The sequence below is a fragment of the Streptomyces sp. NPDC028368 genome, assembly GCF_055565615.1.
In genome coordinates this window covers 254,159-278,522 of record NZ_JBVHTY010000012.1, presented here as the reverse complement: position 1 = coordinate 278,522, position 24,364 = coordinate 254,159, and the positions used below count along the sequence as shown (strand labels likewise).

Here is a 24,364-nt window from a genome sequence, read left to right as displayed (position 1 = left end):
TGTCTCGGCGTAGCATCGCGCCGAAACCACAGGTTCGGGCAAGGAACGGACGCAAACGCGAATGTACGCACCGGAGCGCCAGCAGGAGATTCTGCGGCTCGCCCGTGAGGGCGGGCGGGTGGATGTGCTCTCCCTCGCCGAGGAATTCCAGGTCACCGCCGAGACCGTACGGCGCGATCTGAAGGCCCTGGACCGGGCGGGGCTGGTGCGCAGGGTGCACGGCGGCGCCATCCCGGCCGGCCGGCTGGACTTCGAGCCGGACCTCGCGGAGCGGGACGCCGTGGCGGCCGATGAGAAGCAGCGCATCGCGCGGGCCGCGCTCGCCGAGCTCCCCGGGGGCGCATCCGGCTCCGGCAGCGTGATCCTGGACGCCGGGACGACCGCCGCCCGGCTCGCCGCCGAGATCCCCCTGGAAGCCGAGCTGACCGTCGTCACCCACGGTCTGCCGGTCGCCGCGCGGCTGGCCGACCACCCCGGGCTCACCCTCCACCTCGTCGGCGGCCGCATCCGCCACCGCACCCGCGCCGCGGTCGACGACTGGGCGCTGCGCGCCTACCGCGAGATCAACGCCGATGTGCTCTTCCTCGCCACCAACGGCTTCTGTCTCGACGGCGGCCTGACCACCCCCGACCTCGCGGAGGCCGCCGTCAAGCGGGCGCTGATCCGCGCCGCCCGCCGGGTCGTCCTCCTCGCCGACTCCGCCAAGTTCGGGCAGCGGCACTTCGCCCGCTTCGGTGACCTCTCGGACGTGGACCTGCTCATCACCGACACCGGGCTGAGCCCCGACGACGCCCTCGCCATCGAGCGCGCGGGCACGGAAGTAGTACGCGCATGATCCTCACCGTCACCCCCAACCCCAGCCTGGACCGCACCTACGAGATCCCGGCGCTGGACCGTGGCGCCGTGCTCCGGGCCACCGCCGACCGGATCGACCCGGGCGGCAAGGGCGTCAATGTCTCGCGGGCGGTCGCCGCCGCCGGACACCGCACCCTTGCCGTACTCCCGCTGGGCGGACCGGCGGGCGCGGCGCTGGCGGGGCTGCTGGAAGCCGAGGGGATCGAGGTGGCGGGTGTTCCGGTGGCCGGCCAGACCCGTTCCAACATCTCCGTCGCCGAACCCGACGGCACGCTCACGAAGATCAATGCCACCGGGCCCGAGCTCACCGCCGAGGAGTCGGAAGCGCTGCTCGCGACGGTCGGTGAGCGTTCGGCGGGCGCCGACTGGATCGCCTGCTGCGGCAGCCTGCCGCGCGGGCTGCCGCCCGAGTGGTACGCCGAACTGGTCGCGCGGGCCCACCGGGCCGGTGCCCGGATCGCGCTCGACACCTCCGGCCCGTCGCTGACCGCGGCGCTGGCCGAGCGCCCGGACGTCGTCAAGCCGAACGCCGAGGAGCTGGCCCAGGCCGTCGGCCGCCCGCTCGCCACCCTCGGCGATGCCGTCAAGGCCGCCGAGGAACTGCGTTCGGCGGGCGCGCGTGCCGTACTGGCCTCGCTGGGCGCCGACGGCCAGCTGCTGGTCGACGAGGACGGCGCCCACTTCGGCAGCGCCCCCGTCGCCGCCGTGCGCAGCAACGTCGGTGCGGGGGACGCCTCGCTGGCCGGGTTCCTGGCGGCGGGCGGCAGGGGCGTACGGGCGCTGGCCGCGGCGGTGGCGCATGGCGCGGCCGCCGTCCAGCTCCCCGGGAGCCTGATGCCGGCGCCGTCGGATCTGGCTCCTTCGGCGGTCCGCACGACCGATGACGTGCCCTGGGAGCGCAAGCTCATGGAGCCGGTGCCATGACCGGCCTCCGCCACCCCGTACCGTCCCCACCGCTCTTGAGGCGGTCACGCGCGCAAGGGAGCCCGCGATGAGTGAGCTGATCACCGCGGAACTGGTCGACCTCGGCCTGTCCGCAGCAACGAAGGACGCCGCCGCCCGCTCGCTGGCCGAGCGGATGGTCGCGGCGGGCCGCGTCACCGATCTGGACGGCTTCCTTGCGGATGTGGCCGCGCGCGAGGCGCAGATGCCGACCGGCCTGGACGGCGGCATCGGTATCCCGCACTGCCGCAGTGCACACGTGACGGAGCCGACGCTGGCCTTCGGGCGCAGTGCCTCCGGGATCGACTTCGGTGCGCCGGACGGCCCGGCCGATCTGATCTTTCTGATCGCGGCTCCGGCGGGCGGCGACGCGGACCATCTGTCGATTCTCTCGACGCTCGCCCGCCATCTGATGGATGAGACCTTCACCGGGGCACTGCGGTCGGCGAGCGAGCCGGGGCGTGCCGCGGCGCTCATACGGGGGGAGGAGCCGGAGCCCGACACCGCCGAGGCGGCCGGGCCCGAGGCCGCTCCCGAGCCCGAGCCGGCCCCCGAGCCCGAGCCGGCCCCCGAGCCTGCGCCGACCCCCGAGCCCGAGGCCGCCCCCGCCCCCTTCCGTATCGTCGCCATCACCTCCTGCCCCACCGGCATCGCGCACACCTACATGGCCGCCGAGTCGCTCGAGAAGGCCGGAAAGGCCGCCGGTGTCGAGGTGTTCGTCGAGACGCAGGGCTCGGCCGGGTTCAAGTGCCTGGACCCGCAGCTGGTCGCGGACGCGGACGGCGTGATCTTCGCGCATGACGTCGAGGTACGGGACAAGGACCGCTTCGCCGGCAAGCCGACCGTCGACGTCGGGGTGAAGGCGGGCATCAACCGCCCCGCCGAACTCATCGCCGAGGTACGCGAGAAGGCCGCACGCGGCGAGGTGAGCGCCCCCGCGCACGCCACCGCCCCCATGGACAAGGGCGCCGACACGGCCGCCGACGGCTACGCCACCCGCCTGCGCAAATGGCTGATGACCGGCGTCAGCTACATGGTTCCCTTCGTCGCCGCGGGCGGCCTCCTGATCGCCCTCGCCTTCGCCATCGGCGGCTACACGATCAACAAGGCGCCGTCCGTCGCCGACCACTTCATCTGGACCGAGTCCACCAGCTGGGCGGCCCTGCTCTTCCAGGTCGGCAGCGTCGCCTTCGGCTTCCTCGTCCCGGTCCTGGCCGGCTTCATCGCGTACGGCATGGCGGACCGGCCCGGTCTCGTCCCGGGCTTCGTCGGCGGCGCCATCGCCCTCACCGTCAACGCGGGATTCCTCGGCGGCCTGATCGCCGGACTCATCGCGGGCGCGGTGGTGATGGCGATCCAGCGGGTCGACGTCCCGGCTCCGTTGCGCGGCATCATGCCGGTCGTCGTCATCCCGCTCATCTCCGCGGCGATCGTCGGCTTCCTGATGTTCCTGGTGGTCGGCAAGCCGATCGCCGCGCTGCAGAAGGGGCTGACCGACTGGCTGTCCGGCCTGACCGGCGCCAACGCCGTCATCCTGGGCGCGCTCCTCGGCCTGATGATGTGCTTCGACCTCGGCGGCCCGCTGAACAAGGTCGCCTACGCCTTCGCGGTCGGCGGCCTCGCCAACCCCAACGAGGGGAGCCTGAAGGTGATGGCCGCGGTGATGGCGGCCGGTATGGTCCCGCCCTTGGCGATGGCGCTGGCCACGACCGTACGCGGCCGGCTCTTCACCAAGGCCGAGCGGGAGAACGGCAAGGCGGCCTGGGTGCTGGGCGCCTCCTTCATCACCGAGGGCGCCATCCCCTTCGCCGCCGCCGACCCGCTGCGCGTCATCCCCTCCGCGATGGCCGGCGGCGCGGTCACCGGCGCCCTGTCGATGGCCTTCGGCTGCACCCTGCGCGCCCCGCACGGCGGCATCTTCGTCGTCCCCCTGATCGGGCAGCCGCTGCTCTACCTGGTGGCCGTCGCGGCCGGTACGGGCGTCAGCGCGGGCCTGGTGACGCTGCTCAAGGGGCTTCGTGGGTCCCCCGGGGCGCGGTCCTCGGCGCGGGGGGAGGCCGCCTCGCACGAGCGGGACGCGCCGGTCGCCGCCTGATCCGTCAGCAGGGGGCGCGGTGGCGAGCCGGTCGCCGTCCGCCATCGCGTCCCAGCGCTGCGGAAAGTCTGCGCCGGCGTCTCGTAGGAGACGTACGCGGCGGGCACGCGGATCACCGTATCTGCGTGCCCGCCGCCCCGTTTCGCCCGCTTATCGGATCCGCTCGCTGATGATGCTTTTCGGCGATGGTGAAGGCATTCGGCGAAGACGGCAAGGGAATTCCGTCGACCCGGATATCCCGTAACTACTCGGATATCCCAAAGCGCCGGTGCAGCGCCCGCAGCGGCCCCGGCGCCCACCAATTCGCCTTTCCGGCGAGCCGCATGAACACCGGTACCAGCACCGCCCGGATCAGCGTGGCGTCGAGGAGAATCACCACCACCATGCCGATGCCCAGCATCTTCAGAAAGACGATTCCGGAGGAGGCATAGGTGGCGAACGAGGCCGCGAGAATGACCGCCGCCGAGGTGATCAGTGGCCCGCTGCGCTCCAGGCCCGCGACCACCGCGCCGGTGGTGTCGCCGCTGCGGTCGTACTCCTCCTTGATCCGCGCCAGCATGAAGACCTCGTAGTCCATGGACAGGCCGAAGGCCGTGCAGAACATCAGGATCGGGATGCTGGGCTCGATGGAGCCGCTCGGGGTGAAGCCCAGCAGCCCGGACAGATGGCCCTCCTGGAACACCCACACCAGGACGCCGGACATCACCGCCATGCTGAGGGTGTTGAGCACCATGGCCTTCGCCGGGAGCAGCACACTGCCGGTCATCAGGAAGAGCAGGACGAAGGTGACGGTCAGGATGAGCCCGAGGACGAGGGGCAGCCGGCCGGTCAACGTGCGGCGGAAATCGCTCAGTTCGGCCGGATAGCCGCCCAGCCGGACCGTGGCCTCCCCGGCTGCGGTGCCGCCGCCCGCCGTCCTGCGTACGTCCGCGAGGACCCGGTCGGTGTCCCGGTCCAGACCCCGGTGCGTGGCGACGACCGAATACCAGGTGTCGCCGCCCCCGCCGGTGAACCTCCCCGCCGGGCCGTCCGGTGCGGAGATCTTGCGGCCGTCGGCGTAGGAACCGGTGAGCGTGTCCACCTGCAGCACCTCACGGACACGGGAGAGGGCCACGGCCGTCGCCTCGATCGAGCGCCGCCCGCCGGCACCGGCTTCTTCCCTGCGCAGGACCTGGATCGCGTCCATTTCCTCCCCGGCGAAGTTGTCGCGGATCTGCTGCTGCACCACCCGGCTGGACGCGCTCGCGGGCAGCACCCGCTCGTCCGGTGTACCGAAGGTCAGGCCCAGCGTCGGCGACGCCAGCCCCAGCAGGACGGCCACCGCCGGGATGCCGTACAGCAGGGGCCGACGCATCATCCGCAGCGCGGTGGCGCGCCACCAGCCGCCGCCACTACCGCCGGCGCCGATGCCCCACCGCCCCGCCGCGCCGCCGCGAACGACCCGCCCGCCCAGCCGGGCCAGAGCCGCGGGCAGCAGCACCAGCGCCGCGAACACCGAGGTCAGCACGGTGCCGATACCGGCGTACGCGAACGACCGGAGGAAGGGGAACGGGAAGAGAAGCAGGCAGGACAGGGACACCAGTACCGTCAGGCCGCTGAAGGCGACGGTGCGCCCGGCGCGGGCGACCGCGTGCTCGACGGACTCGGCGACCGTCCGCCCGGCCGACAGCTCCTCCCCGAAGCGGTTGATGACGAACAGGCTGTAGTCCACGCCGAGCCCGATGCCCATCACCAGCGCCAGATTGGCGGCGAAGGTCGAGACATCGGTGACGTAGGTGACGCCGCGCAGCAGCGCCAGCGTGGTGATCACTGAGAACAGACCCATGACGAGGGTGAGCACGGCGGTCGAGAACCGGCGGAAGAGGGCGAACAGAAGCACCAGCACCAGCGGGAGGGCGATCAGCTCGGCGCGCAGGAAGTCCTGCCGGGACTGCTGCGCCGCCTGCCGGAACACCTCGTCCCCGCCGCCCACCGCGACCGACACCCGCGGCTCGTCCCGGGTGAAGTCCGGGGAGAGAGTGGCGAGCCGGGTGCGGGCCTCGGTCACCGTGCCCGCCATCCGCGCGATGATCAGGGCCTGTCTGCCGTCGGCGCCGCGCATGGCGGGCGAGTTGCCCCGCGACCAGTACGAGGCGACCTCTGCCACGCCGTCCCGCCCGGCCAGCTCCCGCTCCACCTTGCGGCCCTCGGCAGCCACCGCGGCGCCGTCCACGGTGCCGTGCCGGGCGGTGACCATCAGCAGCACGCTGGGCGTGCCCGTACCGAACTCCTTAGCCAGGACGGCCCGGGTGCGCACCGATTCGGACCCTGGGCTCTCGAAGCGGCTGAGCACCAGACGGTCCATGACACCCGCGGCGAGCACCAGCCCCACCACGGCCAGCAGGACGCCGACCCAGATCACCGGCCGTGGCCGCCGCGCGACCACCCGCCCCCACCGTCGTATCACTGTTGTTCTCCGCTCTCATCCAGCTCGCACCCCGGGTGACGGGGATCCGTTCCACCCTGGAGCAGGCCACTTGACGGACCGCTGGTGAAGTCGCTGGCGAATGTGCTGGAGCAGACGCTGGACGAAGGGCCGCGGCGGTCCTCTGTAGCCTTACCGCGGGCGTATCCGGGGGGAATTGATGTCAGGTGTGCTGTTGCGCGAACGTGGCTTCGAGGGCGACGGCGAGGACGGCGGGACGCGGCTGCGCTGCCGGCTCTTCGGGCCGCTGCATGTCACCCGCGGCTCGGCGGTGCTCGATCTGGGGCCGCCCAAGCAGCGCGCCCTGCTGGCCGTCCTGCTGCTGCGGCCCGGCCTGGAGACCGGCGTACAGCAGCTGACCGAGGCGCTGTGGGGCCAGGACTACCCGGCGTACGCCAAGAACCTGATCCAGAAGTCCGTCTCCGGACTGCGCGGCCAGGGCGTGTCGGTGGACTGGTCCGGCGCCGGCTACCGGCTGGACATCGGTGCCGCCGAGGTCGATCTGTATGTGTACGAACGGCTGGCGTCGGCGGGTATCTCCGCGGCCCGCAAGGGCGACATCCACGAGGCGGCGCGGCTGCTGGAGAAGGCGCGCACGATGTCCACCGGGCCGCTCGCCGAAGGCCTCGAAGGGCCCATGCTGGAGCGCGAACGGCTCTACCGGCAGGAGCGGTTCCTGACGGACATGGAGATACGCGCCGAGCTGGAACTGGAGCTGGGCGGACACCGCAACGCCATCCCGTATCTGCACTACGCGGTGCACAAGTACCCGCTGCGGGAGCGGTTCGTGTGGCTGCTGATGCTGGCGCTCTACCGCTCCGACCGCGGCAACGAGGCGCTGGCGGTGTACGCCGCCCACCGCCGCCGCGTCGTCGACGAACTGGGCGCGGAGCCGGGCCCGGCGCTACGGGCGCTCCACGAGCGGCTGCTGCTCCAGGACCCGCAGCTGATGACGGTCCCGACGCTCCGCCGGGACGAGGGCTTGATGGGCGCTCGCCTGCTCACCTAAAGGTGAGTACGCACTCATTAGTGCGTACTTGTCCGCCCCCGGGCTTCCGCAAAGACCGGCGACGCCCGTAAGCAGCGCGACGAGGACCGCGACCGGGGCGGGAGGGGACCGCGACAGTGAACGCGACGGTGGCCGGCCCCGGAAAGGGACCGGCCACCGTCAGCGCTCAGAGGTCATGGCACCGCTCAGGCCGCGCTGCCCGCCTGCCACTGCGACCAGGACAGGTTCCAGCCGTTGAGGCCGTTGTCCGGCTGGACCGTCTGGTCCTTCGAGTTCTTCACGATGACGACATCGCCGACCAGCGACTCGCTGAAGAACCACTTGCCCGGGGTGTCGCCACCGCCGCCCTTGTTGTCCTGCAGACCGACGCAGCCGTGGCTGGTGCCGGTGTTGCCGAAGACGGACGGGGAACCCCAGTAGTTGCCGTGGATGAAGGTGCCGGAGGACGACAGGCGCATGGCGTGCGGGACGTCCTTGATGTCGTACTCGCCGCCGAAGCCGACCGTCGAGCCGTCCATCCGGGTCTGCTCGAACTTCTCCGAGATCACCATCTGGCCGTTGTAGGTCGGGTGGTCGGGGCTGCCACCGGAGATCTTGATGGTCTTGTAGGTCTTACCGTCCCGCTTGATCGTCATGGTCTGGGTGTTCATGTCGACGGTGGAGACCTGCGAGCGCCCGATGGTGAAGGTGACCGTCTTGGACTGGACGCCGGTGATGCCCTGGCCGCCCTTCACACCGTCCAGGTCGATCTTCATGGTGACCTTGGAGCCGGCCTTCCAGTAGTCCTGCGGCCGGAAGTCCAGGCGCTGGGCGCCGAACCAGTGGCCGACGACCTGCTGGCCGCTGCTGGAGGTGACCTTGATGTGGGACTGGACGTCCTTCTTGTTGGTGATCACCTTGTCGAAGTTGAACGACACCGGCATCCCGACACCGACGGTCTTGCCGTTGTCGGGGGTGAACGAGCCGATGAAGCTGTTGGCCGAGGAGACCGTGGTGAAGGTGGCGTTCTCGGTGGCCGAACGGCCCTTGGCGTCCTTGGCATTCGCCGTGATCTTGTACTTGGTGCCCCGCTCCAGCTGGACGCCGGGCTTCCAGGAGGCCTTGTCGTCCGATATGGCTCCGGCCACCGGGGCGCCGGAGTCGGCCACGGTGAGCTTCACATCGGTCAACTTGCCGCCGGTGACCTTCACCCCGGTGTCGTTGATGCTGGCGTCGGTGGCGCCGTCCTTCGACGACACCTTGATCTTGGCGTCCGAGGCGTCCTTCTTGGCCGCGGCATCCGCACCGGCCTGGCCGTTCTTGGCGTCATGACCGCCGGCCTCGGCGTCGCCGCCACAGGCCGACAGGGTCAGCGCACCGGCCGCGAGGAGCGAGGCCACGGCCAGCGTACGGCGGGTCCGGCGGGCGCGGCGTGAGACACCCGCCGTGGTCTGTTCGGCTGGCTGGAGCGGCTGGTGGGCGGTGCGGGACCAGGCGGGTGCGGGGTTGTCCGGCGATGTCACGAGCTGCTCCATACAGGGGTGTTGTGATTCCGTGCTGGTAAACAGCACCTACGGGCGGATTTGGTTGCGGGCACGGCCATGTTGTGACGAAGGTCACACTCGCGGGGGGAGGGGCCGGTCGGCGGGTCCCGACAACCAGGTTCGCAGCGGTGTGCCGTGTTCGTCCAGGCGGGGTGGCGCCAGCGGTTGGGTCACCGGGGTCCCCGAGAGCCGGAGCGGACTGGCGACTTGGGGAATCCGGCCCTCGCCGACCGGGATGACCGGGTCGAGCCCGAGGCGCGCTGCCAGCTCCAGCGCCTCGGAGAGTGTATTGACCGGCCCGCACGGCACGGAGACGGCGCTCAGCCGCTCGGTCCAGCCCTGCGGGGTGTCGGCCGCCAGCCGTTCCTCCAGCGACTTGATGAGGTCGCCGCGGTGTTCCACCCGGTCCTGGTTCCGTACGAAGCGCAGGTCGTCGGCCAGCTCCGGTGCGCCCAGCGCCTGGGCCAGTGCCCGGAATTGCCGGTCGTTGCCGACCGCCACCGCGAGCAGCCCGTCCCGGCAGGCCAGCGTCTCGTACGGGGCGATGCTCGGGTGCCGGTTGCCCATCGGCCCCGGGTCGTGCCCCGTGGCCAGATGACCCGATGCCTGGTTGACCAGCGAGCCGAGCAGCGAGGACAGCAGGTTGACCTCCACCAGCTGGCCCTGGCCGGTGCGGTCGCGGTGCCGCAGCGCCGCGAGGATGCCGGTGGTGGCGTCCTTGGAGGTCAGTACGTCCACCAGCGCCACGCCCGCCTTTAGGGGCGTGCCGCCGGGCTCCCCCGTGATGCTCATCAGGCCGCCGACGGCCTGCACCACGAAGTCGTAGCCCGGCAGCCGGGCGCCCTCGCCGGAGCCGAAGCCGGTGATGGCGCAGTGCACCAGGCCGGGGTTGGCGGCGCGGGTGGCCGCGTGGTCCAGGCCGTACTTGGCGAGCGAGCCGGGGCGGAAGTTCTCGATCAGCACGTCGGCCCGGCGCGCCAGTTCGCGGGCGGCGGCCGCGTCGGCCGGATCGCCGAGGTCCAGCGCCAGGCCGCGCTTGGAGCGGTTCGCCGCATCGAAGTACGCGGCGGTCCCTTCCGCGGCGAACGGCGGCCCCCAGGCGCGGGTGTCATCGCCGGTGCCGGGCCGCTCCACCTTGATCACCTCGGCGCCCAGGTCGGCGAGCGTGGCGGCGGCCAGCGGCCCGGCCAGCACCCGGCTGAAGTCGGCCACGAGAACGCCGTCGAGGGCGCGGGCCGGGGGCTGGGGCGGCTGCGGCGGGGACTGCTGCGGCACGTACGTACTCCTCACGTCGCGGACGAGGTGCCGCCATCGTTGGGGGCGGTCTTCGCCGGAGGGAAGCCTCCGGGGTGTCCAAGGAGCGGCGACGGACCCTGCCACGCCGGAAGGTGGCGGGGGCGCGCCTGGGGGCGGCCACTGGGAAAGGGCTGAAATGTCATAGGAGATGTGTCACTTCGGCAATTACGGTGCTAGATCCCCTGTCGGAAGCCATGAGCCGTGGTGTCCAATGGAACAGCCCAGTCCCGTCCCGTCCCGCCCGGCCCAGTCCCGTCCAGCGCCTGTCCTGGAGGACCGTATGCTCCCCTCCGTTTCGATTCTGCAGCAGGTCACGCTCGCCGCGCTGTTCGTCGCGACCGTCGCCTGGGTTGTCGCACTGGTCAGACTGATGCGACGGGCCCGCCACCAGGCTGCGGCCGGGCGTGGCCGGCCGCAGCTGCTCGGCGCGGTCCCACGGCAGACGGGGCCCGCCGGACCGCCCTCGGAGAGCGTGGAGCTGAGCGCCGCCGAGCGGGAGGCGTTCGCGGGACTCGTACGGCAGCTGACCGGCCGCGGTTAGCTGACCGGCCGCACCGTCAGCGGACCGGGCCCAGCCGGAGCAGCGCCAGCGCGGCCAGCATCTGCACCGCCACCGCGGCCGCCGACTTCAGCGTAGTGAGATGGTGCTGACCCCTGATCAGCAGCACTGCCAGGACATAGCCGAAGCCCCAGGTCGCATAGGTCGCGGCCTGGACGAAGGTGGTGTCGGTCGGCAGCCAGGCCACGATGGCCAGCCGGGGCAGATCCGTCACCCAGAACAGCACGATGAACAGGCTCGCGGTCGGCGCGTAGCGGCCGCTGCCGCCCAGCGTGCGAGCTATGGCGTGGGTGACCGACCCCAGCGCGAGGCTGGCCACCAGGACGCCGGCCTCGGCCAGCCCGGCCAGTTGCAGCGCCATGGTCCGCCCGGCCGACCACTGCTGCCGGAACGCCTCCACCGAGAGTATGCCGATACCGCCGCTGACCAGCGACAACAGCACCGCCGCACCCCAGGCGCTGCGGTCCCGCGCCTCGTCCAGGACCTCCACCGGCCGGTACCAGAGCCCGAAGATCAGCCGGTGCCACCACAGTCGGCGGCGTGGCGCGGGCTTACGGGGTGCCGGCTGGACGAGCGTGGGGGGAGGAGGGGAAGGGGGCGGGGAGTGGGGAGGTGGCGATGCGGACATACGGCCGTTTCTACCACCGGCGATTTCCGGGCGGCGCGGGGGAGTCGGGCGGCGACACCGTGGCGTAGATGAGACGCTCGGCCGGTGAGCTCTCAGACACCCGAGCACGACGAGGCCCATGGCCGCGGGCTCGGCAGCCGGCTCAACTGGCTGCGGGCCGCGGTCCTCGGCGCCAACGACGGCATCGTCTCCACCGCCGGCCTCGTCGTCGGCGTGGCCGGCGCCACCGACGAGCGCGGCGCCCTGCTGACCGCGGGCCTGGCCGGACTGCTGGCCGGATCGATGTCGATGGCCGCGGGCGAATACGTATCGGTCTCCACCCAGCGCGACTCCGAAAAGGCCGCCCTGGCCATGGAGAAGCGCGAGCTGGCCACCGAACCGCAGGCCGAACTCACCGAACTCACCGAGCTGCTGGAGGGCAAGGGGCTGAGCGCGGAGCTGGCCAGGGAGGTCGCCGAGCAGCTCACCGCGCACGATGCGCTGCGTGCCCACGCCGAGGTCGAGCTGGGCATCGACCCCGACGAACTGACCAACCCCTGGCACGCGGCCGGCGCCAGCTTCCTCGCCTTCACCGTCGGCGCCCTGCTGCCGCTGCTCGCGATCGTGCTGCCGCCCGCCGTGGTGCGCCTGCCGGTCACCGTGGTCGCGGTGCTCGCCGCCCTCGTCCTGTGCGGCTGGAGCAGCGCCCGGATGGGAGCCGCCCCGGTCGGCCCGGCGCTGCTGCGCAATGCGGCGGGCGGTGCGCTGGCGATGGCGGTGACGTACGCGGCGGGAACGCTGCTGGGGGCTGCGGGGGTGTGACCGCGGCGCCCGCCGTCAGATCCCGTACAGATCCCGGTACGACGGAAACACGCCCCCCGGACCGTCCACCGTCTCCGCCGACAGCGCCGCCTTGACCACGGCCCGCGTCAGCACATCGGCCCCCGCGGCCAGGATCTCGTTCAGCGCCCCGGCCTCCCTGTGCACCCCGAACACCGGGTCGGCGAGAACCTCCTGGGGGGCGACCGGGCGGGTGCCGGTGGACAGTGCGAAGACCGTGTCGCCGTCGGAGAGGAGATGGACGGGGCGGACCGCGCGGGCCAGGCCGTCGTGTGCGGTGCCCGCGAGCTTGTGGGCCTGGGCGCGGGTGAGGACCGCGTCGGTGGCGACCACCGCGAGGGTGGTGTGCAGCGGCGGCCGGACCGAGGCGGCCGCGCGGGCCCGCGAGAGCTCCCTGGCCTCGGCGAGCCGGTGCTGGGCGGTGGCGTGGACGTCGGGGGAGGGGAAGGCGGCCGGGCCGCCCGCGAGCCGCCCGTAGAGCGCGCCGGTGTCGGGATCGGCGAAGCCGCCCGCCGCGTTGACCGCGGCCAGCGCGGCGACGGTGGTGCCGCAGGGCAGCACCACGCTCGCGGTGCCGATGCCGCCCTTGAGGCCGCCGGCCACCGCCCCCGTACCGGCGCCGGTATTGCCCTGTGTCACCGGGGAGCGCGGGTCCGTACCCGCCGCCGCCTCGGCCGCCGCCCGGCCCAGCGCGGCATCCGGCCGGGCCCGCCAGTCGCCGCCGCGCCCCAGGTCGAACAGGGCGGCCGCCGGGACCACCGGCACGACCTGAGTGGGGTCGGGGCCGACGAGGAAGCCGCGGCCCTGCTCCTCCAGCCACGCCACCACACCGGACGCGGCATCCAGCCCGAAGGCGCTGCCACCGGTCAGCACCACCGCCTCCACCCGCTGGACGAGATTGCGTGGATCCAGCGCGTCGGTCTCGCGGGTGCCGGGCCCGCCGCCCCGTACGTCGACGGCCGCGACGGCGCCGCCCGCGGGGGCGAGGACCACGGTGGTGCCGGTCAGATATCCGTCGCCGATCCGCTCGGCGTGCCCCACCCGCAGGCCGGTGACGTCGGTCAGTGCGTCGTGCGGCCCCGGCAGATGCGGTACGTCCCGTCCCTGCTGTGCGTCAGCCATGGGTCATGGGTACCACGCCGGCGGGCGCCCCGGCGGGAGTCAGATACCGGCCGGGCCCATCACGACAACCGGGTGCTGGGCGGGGTCCAGGGTGCGCAGCAGTTCCCGCATCACCTTCGGCTTGAGGCTCACGCACCCCTGGGTGGGGCCGTCGTGGTCGACGTGCAGCCAGACGCCGCCGCCCTTGTGCGCGCCGTCCGGCCGTTGCTGGTCCAGGGGGGAAGTGCCCGGCACCCGGTTGTAGTTGATGGCGATGACGTAGTCGAAGGCGCCGGCCAGCGGCTCACCCTCCACACCGGTGCCATGGGCGACGAAGTTGCTGTTGTGGTCGTAGGGCAGCTTGGTGCCGTCGGGGGCGGCGAGCCGGCCGCCCGCATCGGTCAGGGTGTAGACGCCCTCCGGCGAGCGAAGGTCACCGTAGTGGTGGTCTTCGGTCCAGCCGTGGGCGGCGTTGTGCGCGTCCCAGGTGCCGCCGGGCCGCCAGTCCTCGGAGCCCTTGGCGCGGGTGTAGAGGATGACCCGGGACTGGTAGGAGTCGCCGGTCTTGCCGGTGACGACCAGTACCTGGCGGGTGGCGGCCGGTATCTGCTTGCGGGCGGCGTCGCTCAGACCGGGGATCATCCGGGCGGCGGAGACGGCGTTGGGCTCGGTCCTGGAGGCGGCGGACCTGTTCGGGGCGGCGGCCGAGTCGCGGCCGGCGGCCGTCTTCGGCGTGCCGTTCTTGCCGTCGGCCAGGCCGTTGTGATCGTTGCCCGAGGCCGGCCAGGCCCACAGGGCGGTGCCGACCAGCGTGGTGAGGGCCAGACCGCCGACGGCCTTGCTGCGCCGGGAAAGGCTCTTGCGCGCGCGGGGCTGAGCGTGGCGGGCCATGCTGGCGTCTCCTCGGGTACGGACGGGTGGACGGCCGTGCAGACTACCGATACCGGACTGCTGATACGGAAACCCGCAGGCATAAAAAGGGCAATCTGCACCCTACCGCGTCCCTGCCGAGGCCCCTCCTCCGCCCCTGGTGAAGGGCGGGGAAAGGGCGGATGACGGCACGGGAAGTGATGCCCGTTCGCGGGGAATTGGTGGGGATTGAGGTGGGCGCGGCAGCGCTGCGGGCAGACCGCCTCCGACGTCCGAAGATGGCCGAATACGGCACCGATTCGGCCCAGCGGCAGGCCAGTTGAGGGCCGACGGCATACGTCCGCACGGGATTCGCCCGCTTCGGTGGCCGCGTACGGCCGTTCGGCACGCTTACGGGCGAAACGGCGCCGGCGGCCGTAACGGGCCGGGCCGTCCGGGGTGCCCGGTTACGCCTCCAGAGCCGTGCCCTGCCGCGCCGTCAGGGTGACACCCACCGCGACCGTGACGCAGGCCACCAGACCCGCCGCCGGCACCGCGAGCCGCCCCGCGAAGGTGCAGACCAGGACCAGCACGCAGGACACCGGGAGCACCAGCTGCTGCGCCAGGCCGCGCTTTTGGTGGCGGGAGTGGATCAGCCAGACCGTGAACATGAACAGGGCGGCGGGCACCGTGCCACAGGCGGACGCCGCGAACACCGACAGATGCGTCTTGCCCACCGATTCCTCCACCGCGATCTCGATGCCCGCGCCGATCGCCGCCGCCGAGACGTAGACCAGGTAGTGGCCGTAGCCCCACCCGAACGCCTGGGTGTTGGAGCGCAGATGCAGATGGATGGGGACCGCGAAATAGATCCAGTACGCGGCGAAGACCAGCAGCAGGCCGCCGCCCGCGATCGGCAGCAGGGTGCCCAGCGCGTCGTGCTCGTCCAGCGCGGACTGCACGGCGACGGTGGCCGCCGCGATCGTCTCGCCGAGCACGATGATCGTGAACAGGCCGTAGCGCTCCGCGATGTGATGCGGATGCCAGGTCGTCTGCCGCTCCCGCTCGGCGAGGGCGGGGACGGACAGTTCCAGCAGGCCCATCACCACGAACACCCAGGGCGCGGCGGCCGCCGGCAGGAGCACCAGCGCGAGCCAGCCGATCTGGCACACGGTGACGCCCAGGGCATAGCGTAGCGCGGTCCGCCGTTCGGCCCCCTGGCTGCCGTGCGCGGCCCGCAGCCACTGGGAGACCAGGGCCAGCCGCATCACCACATAGCCGAACCACACGATCCGGAAGTCGCTGTCGGCGAAGGCGCGTGGCACCCCCGCGGCCAGGATCAGCACACCCACGATCTGAATGAGGGTCACCACACGGAAGAGCACGTCGTCGGTGTCGTAGGCCGACGCGAACCAGCTGAAGTTGACCCAGGCCCACCAGATGGCGAAGAACAGCATCAGATAGCCGGTGATGCCGTGGCCCGGATGGCCCTCGGCCAGGGCGTGCACCAGCTGGCGGCCTGCCTGGGCGATGGCCACGACGAAGCACAGGTCGAAGAAGAGTTCCAGCGGGGTGGCGGTGCGGTGTGCCTCGTCACGGCTGCGCGCCCGCATGGGGACTGTCATGGGCGGGACCGTCAGCCGGTGATCCGCATCAGCGCGATGCGGTCGCCCTCGATGGTGAAGGCGAAGTCGGACGGGCCGGTGTAGCCGTTGCCGCCGACCTGGAGGCTGACCGTGGTCGTGGCGCCCTGCGTCCGTACGGCCGTCACCTCGAGGGTGACCTGGCGGCCGATGAACTCGGCGTCGCTCCAGTCGCGGATGGCCTCATGGCCCCGGAATTCGCGGCCCCAGTCGTTGACCGCTCCGTCGTCGGCGAAGGCGGCGAGGAAACCGTCGATGTCGCCGCCGTTGGCGGCGTGCAGGGCTCGGTCGACGGGCGCGGGGAGGGGCGGGGTGGGCATGGCGGCTCCTTGGCTCCGTGCGCTGGTTCCGGCCCCGGGCCGTGGGCGCGGGGTGGCATCAGTACATCCCGGGCGGGCCGCGGCGCCGCGCTGGGCGCGAGAGCGCGGCGTGTCGTGTCGCGGGAGCCGGGGCGGGCCGGGCCGCCGGCGCGGCCGGGCGGCTAATCCGCCACCGCCTCCACGATCGAGGGGAACGCCGCCGTCGGCAGTACCCGCGTCAGCCGGAATCCCCCGTCCGAAAGCAGCCTCGAGAACTCCTCCGCGGTCCGCTCCTGGCCGTTCAGGACCGTCATCATCGCGACGTCCATCGTCTTGCCGAAATGCGGTGCATTGCCCTGCGGCAGTACGCAGTCGATGACCAGCAGCCGGCTGCCGAGGGCCATCGCGGCATGACAGGTGCGCAGAATGCGCCGGCAGGCCTCGTCCGGCCAGTCGTGCAGCACATGCTTGAGGACATACACATCCCCGCCCTCCGGTACGGACGCGAAGAAGTCGCCCTCCTCGGTGCGCCAGCGGCCCTTGAGCTCGTCGCCGTCCAGCAGATGGTGGGCCAGCGGCGGCGGCTGGTCGAAGAGCACGCCGGTCAGCTGAGGGTGGCGGCGCAGCGCGGCGCGTAGCAGGCCGCCGCGGCCGCCGCCGATGTCCACGACCGTGCCGTTCTCCGGGAACGGGTAGGCGGCGACCACCGCCTCGTCCACCGGGCCGGACAGTGACGACATCCCGCTGTCGAACAGCTCGCGCTGCACCGGGTCGGACCTCAGATGCTCGAAGAGCGGCGCCCCGAAGAGCCGCTCGAAGGCCGCGCCGCCCTCCCGTACCGCTTCCGGCATCCGTGCCGAGGTCCGCAGGAACAGCTCGTCGGTGATCATCATGACGGCGGGGTGCAGCGAGTCGGGGACGTCGGTGCGCAGCGCTCTGGCGGCCGGTGTCAGCTGGTAGGCGCCCGCGGCGTCCTCCCGGAAGATGCCGCGGGCGGCGAGATAGCGCAGCACCCGGCGCAGATGCGGGGCGTGGGTGTCGGTGGCGAGGGCCAGCTGTTCGGCGGTGCGCGGGCCCTCGGCGAGATGGTCGGCGATGCGGTAGTGGGCCGCGGTGCGCAGTGCGGCGGAGAAGAGATGGCCCATGGCCTGGTCCATCAGGTGGGCCGCGAGGTCGGTGGGTTCGCCGTTCGGTGGGGTGGATGCGGTGGCCAATGTCAGCCTCCAGTCAGCGGCTCGGGCAGGCTGGTTCACGGTGGCAGTCGGGGGCCGAGGTGTCACGGGGCGGCCGCGGGCGACCCGCGAAGTCCGGCCAGGCGGGGGCGGGTACGGACCGATGCCGTGCGAGGGGTCTGCCGGTGGGTGCGGCCGGGGCCGTTCATGGTCGAATGCGCGTATGAGCGACAGCGACCACTCCAGCCCCGTCATCGACTCCGTCCTGGCCCCGCTCGACGCCCGCCTCGCGGACCTGGTGGCGCTCTACGAGGACCTGCACCGCCACCCCGAACTCGGCTTCCAGGAAACGCGTACGGCCGCCGAGGCCGCCCGCCGGCTGACCGCGTACGGCTATGACGTCACGACCGGCATCGGCGGCACCGGCGTCACCGGCGTGCTGCGCAACGGACCGGGGCCGGTGGTCCTGCTCCGCGCCGACATGGACGCACTGCCCGTCACCGAACGCTCCGGCCTGGCCTACGCCTCCGAGACGCCCGGCCGGATGCACGCCTGCGGCCACGATGTCCATGTGACCTGTCTGCTGGGCGCCGCGGACCTGCTCGCCGCGGGCCGGGACAGCTGGTCGGGCACTCTGGTCGCGCTGTTCCAGCCCGCCGAGGAGGTCGGCAACGGCGCTCGGGCCATGCTCGACGACGGCCTCTACAGCAAGGGCCTGGTGCCCGTCCCCGACGTGGTGCTGGCCCAGCATGTCGCCCCGTTCGGCGCCGGGTTGATCGCGTACTGCCCCGGGGCCTGCATGGCCGCCGCGGACAGTCTGGAGATCACCTTCCACGGCATCGGCGGACACGGCTCGCGCCCGGAGACCACCATCGACCCGATCCTGATGGCGGCGTCGTTCGTGCAGCGGGTGCAGTCCGTCGTGGCCCGCGAAGTGGCCCCCAAGGACCAGGCCGTGATCAGCGTCGGCTCCTTCCACGCCGGTGACGGCGCGAATGTCATCCCCGACCACGCCGTCGTACGGCTCAGCGTCCGCAGCTTCGACGAGACCGTACGCAGCCGGGTGCTGGCCGCCATCGACCGGATCGCCCGCGCCGAGGCCACCGCCTCCGGCGCCGAGTGCCCCCCGGAGACCAAGGTCCTCGACTCCTTCCCCGTCACCGTCAACGACTCCCGGACCCTGCGCAAGGTCAACGAGGAATTCACCCGACTCTTCGGCGAGCAACGGCTGTTCGCCTACGACCCGGCATCGGGCAGCGAGGACGCGGGCCTGCTGGCCACCGCCGCCGAGGCGCCGCTCTACTACTGGTGGCTGGGCGGCTGGGACCCCGAGGAGTTCCGTACGGCACTGGCGGCGGGGCGGCTGGCGCAGGACATCCCCTCCAACCACTCGCCGCATTTCGTGCCGGTGGTGCGGCCGACGCTGACGATGGGCGTGCAGGCACTGACGGCGGCGGCGATGAACCGGCTGGAGCCGGCCGAGAGCTGACGCACGGGGCCCTGACCCGGGCCGTTGACCTTGTCCTTGGGGGAAGGCCCAGCATCGGCCGTGCCGGGCGAAGGGCCCGGTACGAGGAGGGCGGACGGGTGGCGGGGAGCGGCGGGACGGCCGGTGAACTGCTGACCATCGGGGCGTTCGCACGGGCGTCCCGGCTCTCGCCCAAGGCGCTGCGCCTGTACGACGAGCTCGGCCTGCTGCGCCCGGCCCGCGTCGATCCGTACAACGGCTACCGCCGCTACGCCCCGGCCCAGCTGGAGCGGGCCAGGCTGGTCGCCTGGCTGCGCAGGCTCGGTATGCCGCTCGCCCGCATCCGTGAGGTGTGCGAACTGGCGCCCCGCCCGGCGGCCGAGGCGGTCGCCGCGTACTGGGCGCAGGTCGAGGCCGACACGGCCGCCCGCCGGGACCTGGCCGCCTTCCTCGTCGACCAGTTGCACAGGAAGGACGACACCGTCATGACGGCACCACGTACCCCTTCACCCTCCCCCTTGACGATGCGCTACGCCGCCCGGACCGACCGGGGGCTGGTCCGCCCGGCCAACCAGGACGCGGCGTACGCCGGACCGCGGCTGCTCGCGGTGGCCGACGGCTACGGCGCGCAGGGCGGCCCGGCCGCGGCCGCCGCGATCGACGAGCTGACGGCCCTGGAGGACACCGACCCGGCCACCGTGGACCCGCTCACCGCCCTGGAGGAGGCGGCCCGGCGCGCCAACCGGGCGGCCCCGGCGGCGGACGGGGCGACCGGCTGCACCCTGACCGCGCTGCTGCGCTCCGGCTCGCGGCTGGGGCTGCTGCACGTAGGGGACTCGCGGGCGTATGTGCTGCGCGACTCCGGGCTGTTCCGGATCACCCACGACCACAGCATGGTGCAGTCGCTGGTGGATGAGGGCCGGCTCACCCCTGAGGAGGTGCCGTCGCACCCTCAGCGCGCGCTGCTGCTGCGGGCGCTCGGCGGGGGCGCGGAGTTCGCCCCCGATCTGCAGCTGCTTCAGGCGCGGCCGGGCGAGCGGTATCTGCTGTGCACCGACGGGCTGTCGGGCGTGGTCACGGCCGAGGGGATGCGGGACGTCCTGACGGCGGCGGCCGGCCCCGAGGAGGCCGTACGGGAGCTGATCGCGCTGGCCCATGAGGCGGGGGCGCCGGACAACGTGGCGTGTGCGGTGGGGGAGGTGGGTGCGGGGTGAGGCCGTAGCGCCTGAAGTCGGCCCCGCCCGTAGCGGGACGGAGCCCACCCCGCGCGGTGGTCAGCCGGCCGCCGGTACGACGTTGGTCGCGTCCACCGCGGGGCGCAGGGCACGGGCGAGCCGGACGCCGTCACCGACGACCCAGAAGTGGGTGAAGAACAGGCGGGGTTCGTCCGTCAGTCCGTGGTTGTGCAGCTCGACGAGCTCGGCCCCGGCCCGCCGCAGGGCCACCAGGACGTCCTGGACTTCCTCGGCGATCATCGCGCAGTCGCCGCTGATCGCGGCCCGGCCGCCGCCCAGCGGCTGGAAGTTGAGCGCGGTGGTCGAGCCCAGGCCCGGGGGCAGCACCATGCCGCCGTCGGTGATGGTCTCGCGGCGGACGTAGATGCACTTGTAGATGCCGTCGTCGACGGAGCCCTTGACGCCCATCGCGGCATCGATGCCGTCGGTGTCCAGGTCGACGGGCTGTTCCGGGACGGACAGCAGCGCGGGCGGGGTGCCGGTGCGGTCGAACGCCGCGCGCAGGCCGCGGGCCAGGGCCGCCGGGTGGCCGTGGCCATGGACGTGGATCCACCAGATGTCGGGCGTCTGGGAAAGGAGGTGCTTGTGGATCGCGGTCTGCCCGATCCGGTGCTCGTGCAGGGCATCGGTGAAAGGCTGCAGTTCGTCCTCGGTGACCACCACATCGCCCATCAGCAGCGTGGTGTCGTCGGCGTAACGGACGAAGGACACATGCGAGCCGAGGGCGAGCGCCGGTTTGACGGCGATATGGCGGGAGACCACCAGCAGGTCCCGGCGGGGGAGAGCGGTGTGGTACATCGTCTTACGCTTCATGTCGCCCCGTCGGCCCAGCGTGTCGGCCACATTCGACCAGTCCGACAGGGTGGTGGAAACGGGCTTGACGGGATTGCTCTGTGCCCCGGCCGTCGTAGTGGGCAGGGCGCGGGCGGGGGTCTGCGCCCCGGCCAGCAGGGGAGCCAGGGCGGCTGCGGCGAGCATGCGCCGTCGCGGTGCACCTGCATGCGGGTAACTGTCCTGCGGTCGGTCTCCGGCCATCACGTGAGCACCTCCATGACGGGATGGAAGCACGACGGACCGGAGCCCCACGTCATCGCCGTCATCGCGTGGGGCCAAGTGGCCTAAGTAGTCAGGCCCGTGGTGTCGACGTGGCAGGCGGCCGGGGTGTTCCCGCGGCGCCGCGGGGCACCCGGAACGGCACGGGGGCACAGCTCTCACAGCTGTGCCCCCGTCAGTCATCTGTGGGTGTCAGGCAGTACGCATCCGCCGGTTCAGCCGATGGCCTTGGACACCCAGTCCTTGAAGTAGTGGATCTCGGTGTAGACATCCGGCGTCTCGCCGCAGACATGCCCGACGCCGCGGCTGTCGACGCCGATGATCTCCCAGCGGCCGTTGACCTTCTTCAGCAGCGGGGATCCGGAGTCGCCGCCGCACGGGCCGAACTTGCCGGTGGGGTTGTCGGCGCACACGTCGCCCTTGTGGATGCCCCAGGACTCGTCCCCGTCCGGGCCCTTCACGCACTTGGGCGTGTTGGCCGGGATGGTGGTGGTGTCGAGCTGGTTGAGGGCCTTGGGGAGCTTGTCCTGGCCCTTGTCCGCCGGGCTGGTGTAACCCCAGCCGATCTCGCGGACCGCCGTGCCGGCGCCGGTCGCCGTGGACGACATCGCGACCGGTTCCTGGGAGACCTTCTTGTTCAGGTGCAGCAGCGCGAGATCGTTGCCGTTGCTGCGATCGTCCGAGGCGACGTTGTCCGGGTGCACGATGATGCTCTTGACGCCCACGACGGTGCCGCCGGTGGTCCGGTCCGTGGAGCCTATGCGCACCTGGAACTCCGAGGCCGGGATGGTCTCGGACGTGCCGTCCTTGCCCGGCTTGGAGACGCAGTGCGCCGCGGTGACCACCCAGTCGCCGCGGATCAGCCCGCCGCCGCAGGTAAAGGCCTTGGGGTCACCCCAGCCGCCGTGGATAGCGGCCATGAACGAGTAGGCCGGTGCCGCGCCGCCACCAATGATCTTCGGCGAGTTGTCGCCGGGCCCGGGGGCGGGGGCCGCACCGGCCGTCCCCGTACCCGCCATCGCACCGACGAGAACGGTCGCGGCGACCGCGACCGGTGCGTACCGCGCCCGCTTGGCGGCGCCCTTTAACTTCATTCCGCGTTTCACGTAGGAACTGCTCCCTCGAATGTATGTTCAATCCTGTTGCCACGCTAGCCACTTGATTCATGTCTCACAACGTCAATAACAAGTGACTCAGTAGCCGCAGAGCTCACTGGATTCACAGAGCTCACAGAAGTCACAACAGTCCCAGGAGTTACTGGAGTTCGGGTATCCGTTGTCGTACTCAGACGGGGAGGCCCCCTCGCGCGGCACGCGCCGAAGTCCCGGGCGAGGATCCGCCCCTACGCCAGGCCCTTGAGCATCCCCTTGAAGTACAGCTGCGGCAGCCCGTAGCGCTTGAGGAACCACATGTCGGTGCGCTCGCGGGTGGTGTCCAGGAACGGGATCGACGGGGCGGGCCGCAGGTCGTAGTCGAACTCGGCGAGGAGCATCTTGTGGCGCGCGGTGACCAGCGGGCAGGAGGTGTAGCCGTCGTAGCGGGCGGTGGCCGGGCGGCCGCGGAGGCCGGCGAGAAGGTTGGCGACGAGGACGGGGGCCTGCTTACGGATTGCCGCTCCCGTCTTGGACGTCGGGAGATTGGCCACGTCGCCGAGCGCGAACACCTCGGGAAAATCAGGGTGCTGGAGGGTTTCGCGGTCGGTCTTGACATACCCGTAGGGGGAGTCGGGGTCGGCGAGCGGGCCGTCGGCGAGCCATTCGGGGGCGCGCTGCGGCGGTACGGCGTGGAGGAGGTCGTAGCGGAGGGTCTCGGTCGTGCCGGTGGCGTGATCGGTGACGACGGCCTCGCGCGCGGCGCCGTCCAGGGCCGTCATCTCCGACCGCAGCCGCACCTCGATGCCGTACCGCCGGGCCGTCTCCGTCAACGCCCGGGAGAACACCGGCACCTTGAACATCGCCGGCTCCGGGAGCACCAGGACCGTGCGGATCGCGCCCAGCACGCCGCGCTTGCGCCAGTGGTCGGCCGCCAGGTACGCGATCTTCTGCGGGGCGCCGCCGCACTTGACCGGCCCGGAAGGCATGGTGAACACCGCCGTGCCGCGCCGCATCCGGCGGATCAGCTCCCAGGTGTGCGGGGCGAGATCGGGCCGGTAGTTGCTGCTCACCCCGCCGTGGCCGAGCGCCGCGGCCAGGCCGGGCACGCCGTCCCAGTCGAGGTGGAGGCCGGGCGCGAGGACCAGACGCCCGTAGCCGAGGACCCTGCCGGATGCGGTGGTGACCGTGCGGGCGGCCGGGTCGACGGCGGTCGCGCGCTCGCGCAGCCAGCGCACGCCGGGCGGGATGACGTCCGCCTCGGTGCGCAGCGCGGCCCGCAGCGGCGCCTGGCCGCCGCCGACCAGTGTCCACAGCGGCTGGTACCAGTGCGTGTCCGAGGGCTCCAGCAGCGCGATGTCCCGTATGCCGGCGCGGCGTAACCGGGCGGCGACGGTGATGCCCGCGGTGCCGCCGCCGATGATCAGAATCTGGTGGTGGGTGGCGGGGGGTGTCATGGGGGTCCTCCAGTAGGGGTGCTCGGTCGGTGGCGTCGGGGTTACAGGCGAGGTATCGCGGTGGCCGCCATGCTGACGGCGAGGACGATGACGAGGGCGGCGAAGGCGGTGGTCAGGACGCGTACGGGCAGCCGGGTGGTGAGGCGGTTGCCGAGATAGCTGCCGGCCGCCGTACAGGCCGCGAATCCGGCCAGCAGCGGCCAGTCCAGGCCGCCGGTACCGGCCCGAGCGGCCAGCGCCGTCAAGGAGTTGATGAGGATGACGAGGAGCGAGGTGCCGATGGCGACCGGCATCTCCAGGCCCAGCACGAGCGTGAGAGCCGGTACGACGACGAAGCCGCCGCCGACACCGAAGAAGCCGGTCAGCAGCCCCACGGCGGACGCGGTCACGACGATGCGGGCGGGATGCCGGCGGGCACCCGCGGCCGTCTGCCGCTGCCCGCGGCCCCGTAACAGCAGCGCCGCCGCCACCGTCAGCATCAGCCCCGCGAACGCCGTCATCAGCACCGCCGGGTCCAGCGCCGCGCTCCACCGGGTGCCGAGATAGCTGCCCGCCGTGCCCAGCGCGCCGAAGACCGCCCCGGCCGCCCAGCGGATCCGGCCCGCACGCGCATGACAGGCCAGGCCGGTGACGGCGCCGACGGCGACCACCACCAGCGCACCCGCGGTCGCCTCGTGCGGCGACTGGCCCAGCAGATACACCAGCGCCGGTACGGCCACTATCGAACCGCCGCCGCCGAGGGCACCCAGCAGCACCCCGATCAGCAGCCCGCACGGCAGCGCCGTCACGGCTAAGAGGACCGACAC

At 72.2% G+C, this 24,364-nt stretch carries 21 protein-coding genes; 8 read left to right on the top strand and 13 right to left on the bottom strand.

Translation table 11 applies throughout. The features are described 5' to 3' along the window. Nucleotides 1–61: 61 nt before the first annotated feature. From ACZ4S3_RS27110 to ACZ4S3_RS27100, 3 genes are all read left to right on the top strand, one after another. Nucleotides 62–835, top strand: coding sequence for a DeoR/GlpR family DNA-binding transcription regulator (locus ACZ4S3_RS27110; RefSeq protein WP_467938499.1), 774 nt, complete (start codon nucleotides 62–64; stop codon nucleotides 833–835). Next, nucleotides 832–1,779, top strand: a complete 948-nt coding sequence (gene pfkB / locus ACZ4S3_RS27105) for a 1-phosphofructokinase (RefSeq protein ID WP_467938497.1) — start codon at nucleotides 832–834, stop codon at nucleotides 1,777–1,779. The genes ACZ4S3_RS27110 and pfkB overlap by 4 nt, the downstream gene beginning before the upstream one ends. A gap of 67 nt (nucleotides 1,780–1,846) precedes the next feature. Further along, nucleotides 1,847–3,892, top strand: coding sequence for a PTS fructose transporter subunit IIABC (locus ACZ4S3_RS27100; RefSeq protein WP_467938495.1), 2,046 nt, complete (start codon nucleotides 1,847–1,849; stop codon nucleotides 3,890–3,892). Nucleotides 3,893–4,136: 244 nt separating this feature from the next. On the opposite strand, the gene ACZ4S3_RS27095 is transcribed toward ACZ4S3_RS27100, so the two are convergent. After that, nucleotides 4,137–6,338 (bottom strand): MMPL family transporter, encoded by a 2,202-nt coding sequence (locus ACZ4S3_RS27095; RefSeq protein ID WP_467938493.1) that lies wholly within the window; start codon nucleotides 6,336–6,338, stop codon nucleotides 4,137–4,139. Between the two features lie 193 nt (nucleotides 6,339–6,531). Between ACZ4S3_RS27095 and ACZ4S3_RS27090 the strand changes: the two genes are divergently transcribed. Next, nucleotides 6,532–7,365 carry an AfsR/SARP family transcriptional regulator gene (locus tag ACZ4S3_RS27090; protein ID WP_467938491.1) on the top strand — a complete coding sequence of 278 codons (834 nt, stop codon included), beginning with the start codon at nucleotides 6,532–6,534 and terminating at the stop codon, nucleotides 7,363–7,365. A 185-nt stretch (nucleotides 7,366–7,550) separates the two neighbouring features. On the opposite strand, the gene ACZ4S3_RS27085 is transcribed toward ACZ4S3_RS27090, so the two are convergent. Both ACZ4S3_RS27085 and ACZ4S3_RS27080 read right to left on the bottom strand, forming a co-directional pair. Then, nucleotides 7,551–8,879, bottom strand: a complete 1,329-nt coding sequence (locus tag ACZ4S3_RS27085) for a L,D-transpeptidase (protein WP_467938489.1) — start codon at nucleotides 8,877–8,879, stop codon at nucleotides 7,551–7,553. 81 nt (nucleotides 8,880–8,960) lie between these two features. Beyond that, nucleotides 8,961–10,163, bottom strand: coding sequence for a CaiB/BaiF CoA transferase family protein (locus tag ACZ4S3_RS27080; RefSeq protein WP_467938487.1), 1,203 nt, complete (start codon nucleotides 10,161–10,163; stop codon nucleotides 8,961–8,963). Nucleotides 10,164–10,464: 301 nt separating this feature from the next. Here ACZ4S3_RS27080 and ACZ4S3_RS27075 point away from each other — a divergent pair, with 301 nt between their 5' ends. Further along, nucleotides 10,465–10,725 carry a hypothetical protein gene (locus ACZ4S3_RS27075; RefSeq protein WP_467938485.1) on the top strand — a complete coding sequence of 87 codons (261 nt, stop codon included), beginning with the start codon at nucleotides 10,465–10,467 and terminating at the stop codon, nucleotides 10,723–10,725. 16 nt (nucleotides 10,726–10,741) lie between these two features. Here ACZ4S3_RS27075 and ACZ4S3_RS27070 read toward each other — a convergent pair whose 3' ends face one another. After that, on the bottom strand, nucleotides 10,742–11,371 hold the full coding sequence (locus ACZ4S3_RS27070; protein ID WP_467938483.1) for a YIP1 family protein: 630 nt from the start codon (nucleotides 11,369–11,371) through the stop codon (nucleotides 10,742–10,744). 84 nt (nucleotides 11,372–11,455) lie between these two features. Between ACZ4S3_RS27070 and ACZ4S3_RS27065 the strand changes: the two genes are divergently transcribed. Then, nucleotides 11,456–12,172 carry a VIT1/CCC1 transporter family protein gene (locus ACZ4S3_RS27065; protein WP_467938481.1) on the top strand — a complete coding sequence of 239 codons (717 nt, stop codon included), beginning with the start codon at nucleotides 11,456–11,458 and terminating at the stop codon, nucleotides 12,170–12,172. 15 nt (nucleotides 12,173–12,187) lie between these two features. On the opposite strand, the gene ACZ4S3_RS27060 is transcribed toward ACZ4S3_RS27065, so the two are convergent. The 5 genes from ACZ4S3_RS27060 to ACZ4S3_RS27040 all read right to left on the bottom strand — a co-directional run bounded on the left by ACZ4S3_RS27060 (nucleotide 12,188) and on the right by ACZ4S3_RS27040 (nucleotide 17,239). Continuing rightward, entirely contained in the window at nucleotides 12,188–13,312 is a 1,125-nt protein-coding gene (locus tag ACZ4S3_RS27060; RefSeq protein ID WP_467938479.1) for a P1 family peptidase, read from the bottom strand. Between the two features lie 39 nt (nucleotides 13,313–13,351). Next, nucleotides 13,352–14,182, bottom strand: a complete 831-nt coding sequence (locus ACZ4S3_RS27055) for a L,D-transpeptidase family protein (protein WP_467938477.1) — start codon at nucleotides 14,180–14,182, stop codon at nucleotides 13,352–13,354. Between the two features lie 425 nt (nucleotides 14,183–14,607). Further along, nucleotides 14,608–15,765 (bottom strand): low temperature requirement protein A, encoded by a 1,158-nt coding sequence (locus tag ACZ4S3_RS27050; protein WP_467938475.1) that lies wholly within the window; start codon nucleotides 15,763–15,765, stop codon nucleotides 14,608–14,610. A gap of 11 nt (nucleotides 15,766–15,776) precedes the next feature. Next, nucleotides 15,777–16,103 carry a nuclear transport factor 2 family protein gene (locus tag ACZ4S3_RS27045; RefSeq protein WP_467938473.1) on the bottom strand — a complete coding sequence of 109 codons (327 nt, stop codon included), beginning with the start codon at nucleotides 16,101–16,103 and terminating at the stop codon, nucleotides 15,777–15,779. Nucleotides 16,104–16,264: 161 nt separating this feature from the next. After that, nucleotides 16,265–17,239, bottom strand: coding sequence for a methyltransferase (locus tag ACZ4S3_RS27040; protein WP_467938535.1), 975 nt, complete (start codon nucleotides 17,237–17,239; stop codon nucleotides 16,265–16,267). 238 nt (nucleotides 17,240–17,477) lie between these two features. On the opposite strand from ACZ4S3_RS27040, the gene ACZ4S3_RS27035 reads away from it, so the two are divergent. After that, nucleotides 17,478–18,743, top strand: coding sequence for an amidohydrolase (locus ACZ4S3_RS27035; RefSeq protein ID WP_467938471.1), 1,266 nt, complete (start codon nucleotides 17,478–17,480; stop codon nucleotides 18,741–18,743). Nucleotides 18,744–18,841: 98 nt separating this feature from the next. Next, nucleotides 18,842–19,936, top strand: coding sequence for a MerR family transcriptional regulator (locus ACZ4S3_RS27030; protein ID WP_467938469.1), 1,095 nt, complete (start codon nucleotides 18,842–18,844; stop codon nucleotides 19,934–19,936). Nucleotides 19,937–19,996: 60 nt separating this feature from the next. Here the strand turns inward: ACZ4S3_RS27030 and ACZ4S3_RS27025 are convergent, their stop codons facing one another. The 4 genes from ACZ4S3_RS27025 to ACZ4S3_RS27010 form a co-directional block, all read right to left on the bottom strand. Further along, nucleotides 19,997–20,935 (bottom strand): LppY/LpqO family protein, encoded by a 939-nt coding sequence (locus tag ACZ4S3_RS27025; protein ID WP_467938467.1) that lies wholly within the window; start codon nucleotides 20,933–20,935, stop codon nucleotides 19,997–19,999. A gap of 290 nt (nucleotides 20,936–21,225) precedes the next feature. Beyond that, entirely contained in the window at nucleotides 21,226–22,104 is an 879-nt protein-coding gene (locus ACZ4S3_RS27020) for a S1 family peptidase (protein ID WP_467938465.1), read from the bottom strand. 248 nt (nucleotides 22,105–22,352) lie between these two features. Continuing rightward, entirely contained in the window at nucleotides 22,353–23,558 is a 1,206-nt protein-coding gene (locus tag ACZ4S3_RS27015; RefSeq protein WP_467938463.1) for an NAD(P)/FAD-dependent oxidoreductase, read from the bottom strand. Between the two features lie 41 nt (nucleotides 23,559–23,599). Continuing rightward, entirely contained in the window at nucleotides 23,600–24,346 is a 747-nt protein-coding gene (locus tag ACZ4S3_RS27010; RefSeq protein WP_467938461.1) for a sulfite exporter TauE/SafE family protein, read from the bottom strand. Nucleotides 24,347–24,364: the final 18 nt, after the last annotated feature.

Excerpts from the sequence above, each read along its gene's own strand:
- ACZ4S3_RS27075 (WP_467938485.1), top strand. The coding sequence starts at position 10,465 with ATGCTCCCCTCCGTTTCGATTCTGCAGCAGGTCACGCTCGCCGCGCTG.
- ACZ4S3_RS27110 (WP_467938499.1), top strand. The coding sequence starts at position 62 with ATGTACGCACCGGAGCGCCAGCAGGAGATTCTGCGGCTCGCCCGTGAG.
- ACZ4S3_RS27070 (WP_467938483.1), bottom strand. The coding sequence starts at position 11,371 with ATGTCCGCATCGCCACCTCCCCACTCCCCGCCCCCTTCCCCTCCTCCC.
- ACZ4S3_RS27085 (WP_467938489.1), bottom strand. The coding sequence starts at position 8,879 with ATGGAGCAGCTCGTGACATCGCCGGACAACCCCGCACCCGCCTGGTCC.
- ACZ4S3_RS27025 (WP_467938467.1), bottom strand. The coding sequence starts at position 20,935 with ATGCTCGCCGCAGCCGCCCTGGCTCCCCTGCTGGCCGGGGCGCAGACC.
- ACZ4S3_RS27055 (WP_467938477.1), bottom strand. The coding sequence starts at position 14,182 with ATGGCCCGCCACGCTCAGCCCCGCGCGCGCAAGAGCCTTTCCCGGCGC.
- ACZ4S3_RS27015 (WP_467938463.1), bottom strand. The coding sequence starts at position 23,558 with ATGACACCCCCCGCCACCCACCACCAGATTCTGATCATCGGCGGCGGC.
- ACZ4S3_RS27060 (WP_467938479.1), bottom strand. The coding sequence starts at position 13,312 with ATGGCTGACGCACAGCAGGGACGGGACGTACCGCATCTGCCGGGGCCG.
- ACZ4S3_RS27020 (WP_467938465.1), bottom strand. The coding sequence starts at position 22,104 with ATGAAGTTAAAGGGCGCCGCCAAGCGGGCGCGGTACGCACCGGTCGCG.
- ACZ4S3_RS27040 (WP_467938535.1), bottom strand. The coding sequence starts at position 17,239 with ATGGACCAGGCCATGGGCCATCTCTTCTCCGCCGCACTGCGCACCGCG.
- pfkB (WP_467938497.1), top strand. The coding sequence starts at position 832 with ATGATCCTCACCGTCACCCCCAACCCCAGCCTGGACCGCACCTACGAG.
- ACZ4S3_RS27050 (WP_467938475.1), bottom strand. The coding sequence starts at position 15,765 with ATGACAGTCCCCATGCGGGCGCGCAGCCGTGACGAGGCACACCGCACC.
- ACZ4S3_RS27100 (WP_467938495.1), top strand. The coding sequence starts at position 1,847 with ATGAGTGAGCTGATCACCGCGGAACTGGTCGACCTCGGCCTGTCCGCA.
- ACZ4S3_RS27045 (WP_467938473.1), bottom strand. The coding sequence starts at position 16,103 with ATGCCCACCCCGCCCCTCCCCGCGCCCGTCGACCGAGCCCTGCACGCC.
- ACZ4S3_RS27035 (WP_467938471.1), top strand. The coding sequence starts at position 17,478 with ATGAGCGACAGCGACCACTCCAGCCCCGTCATCGACTCCGTCCTGGCC.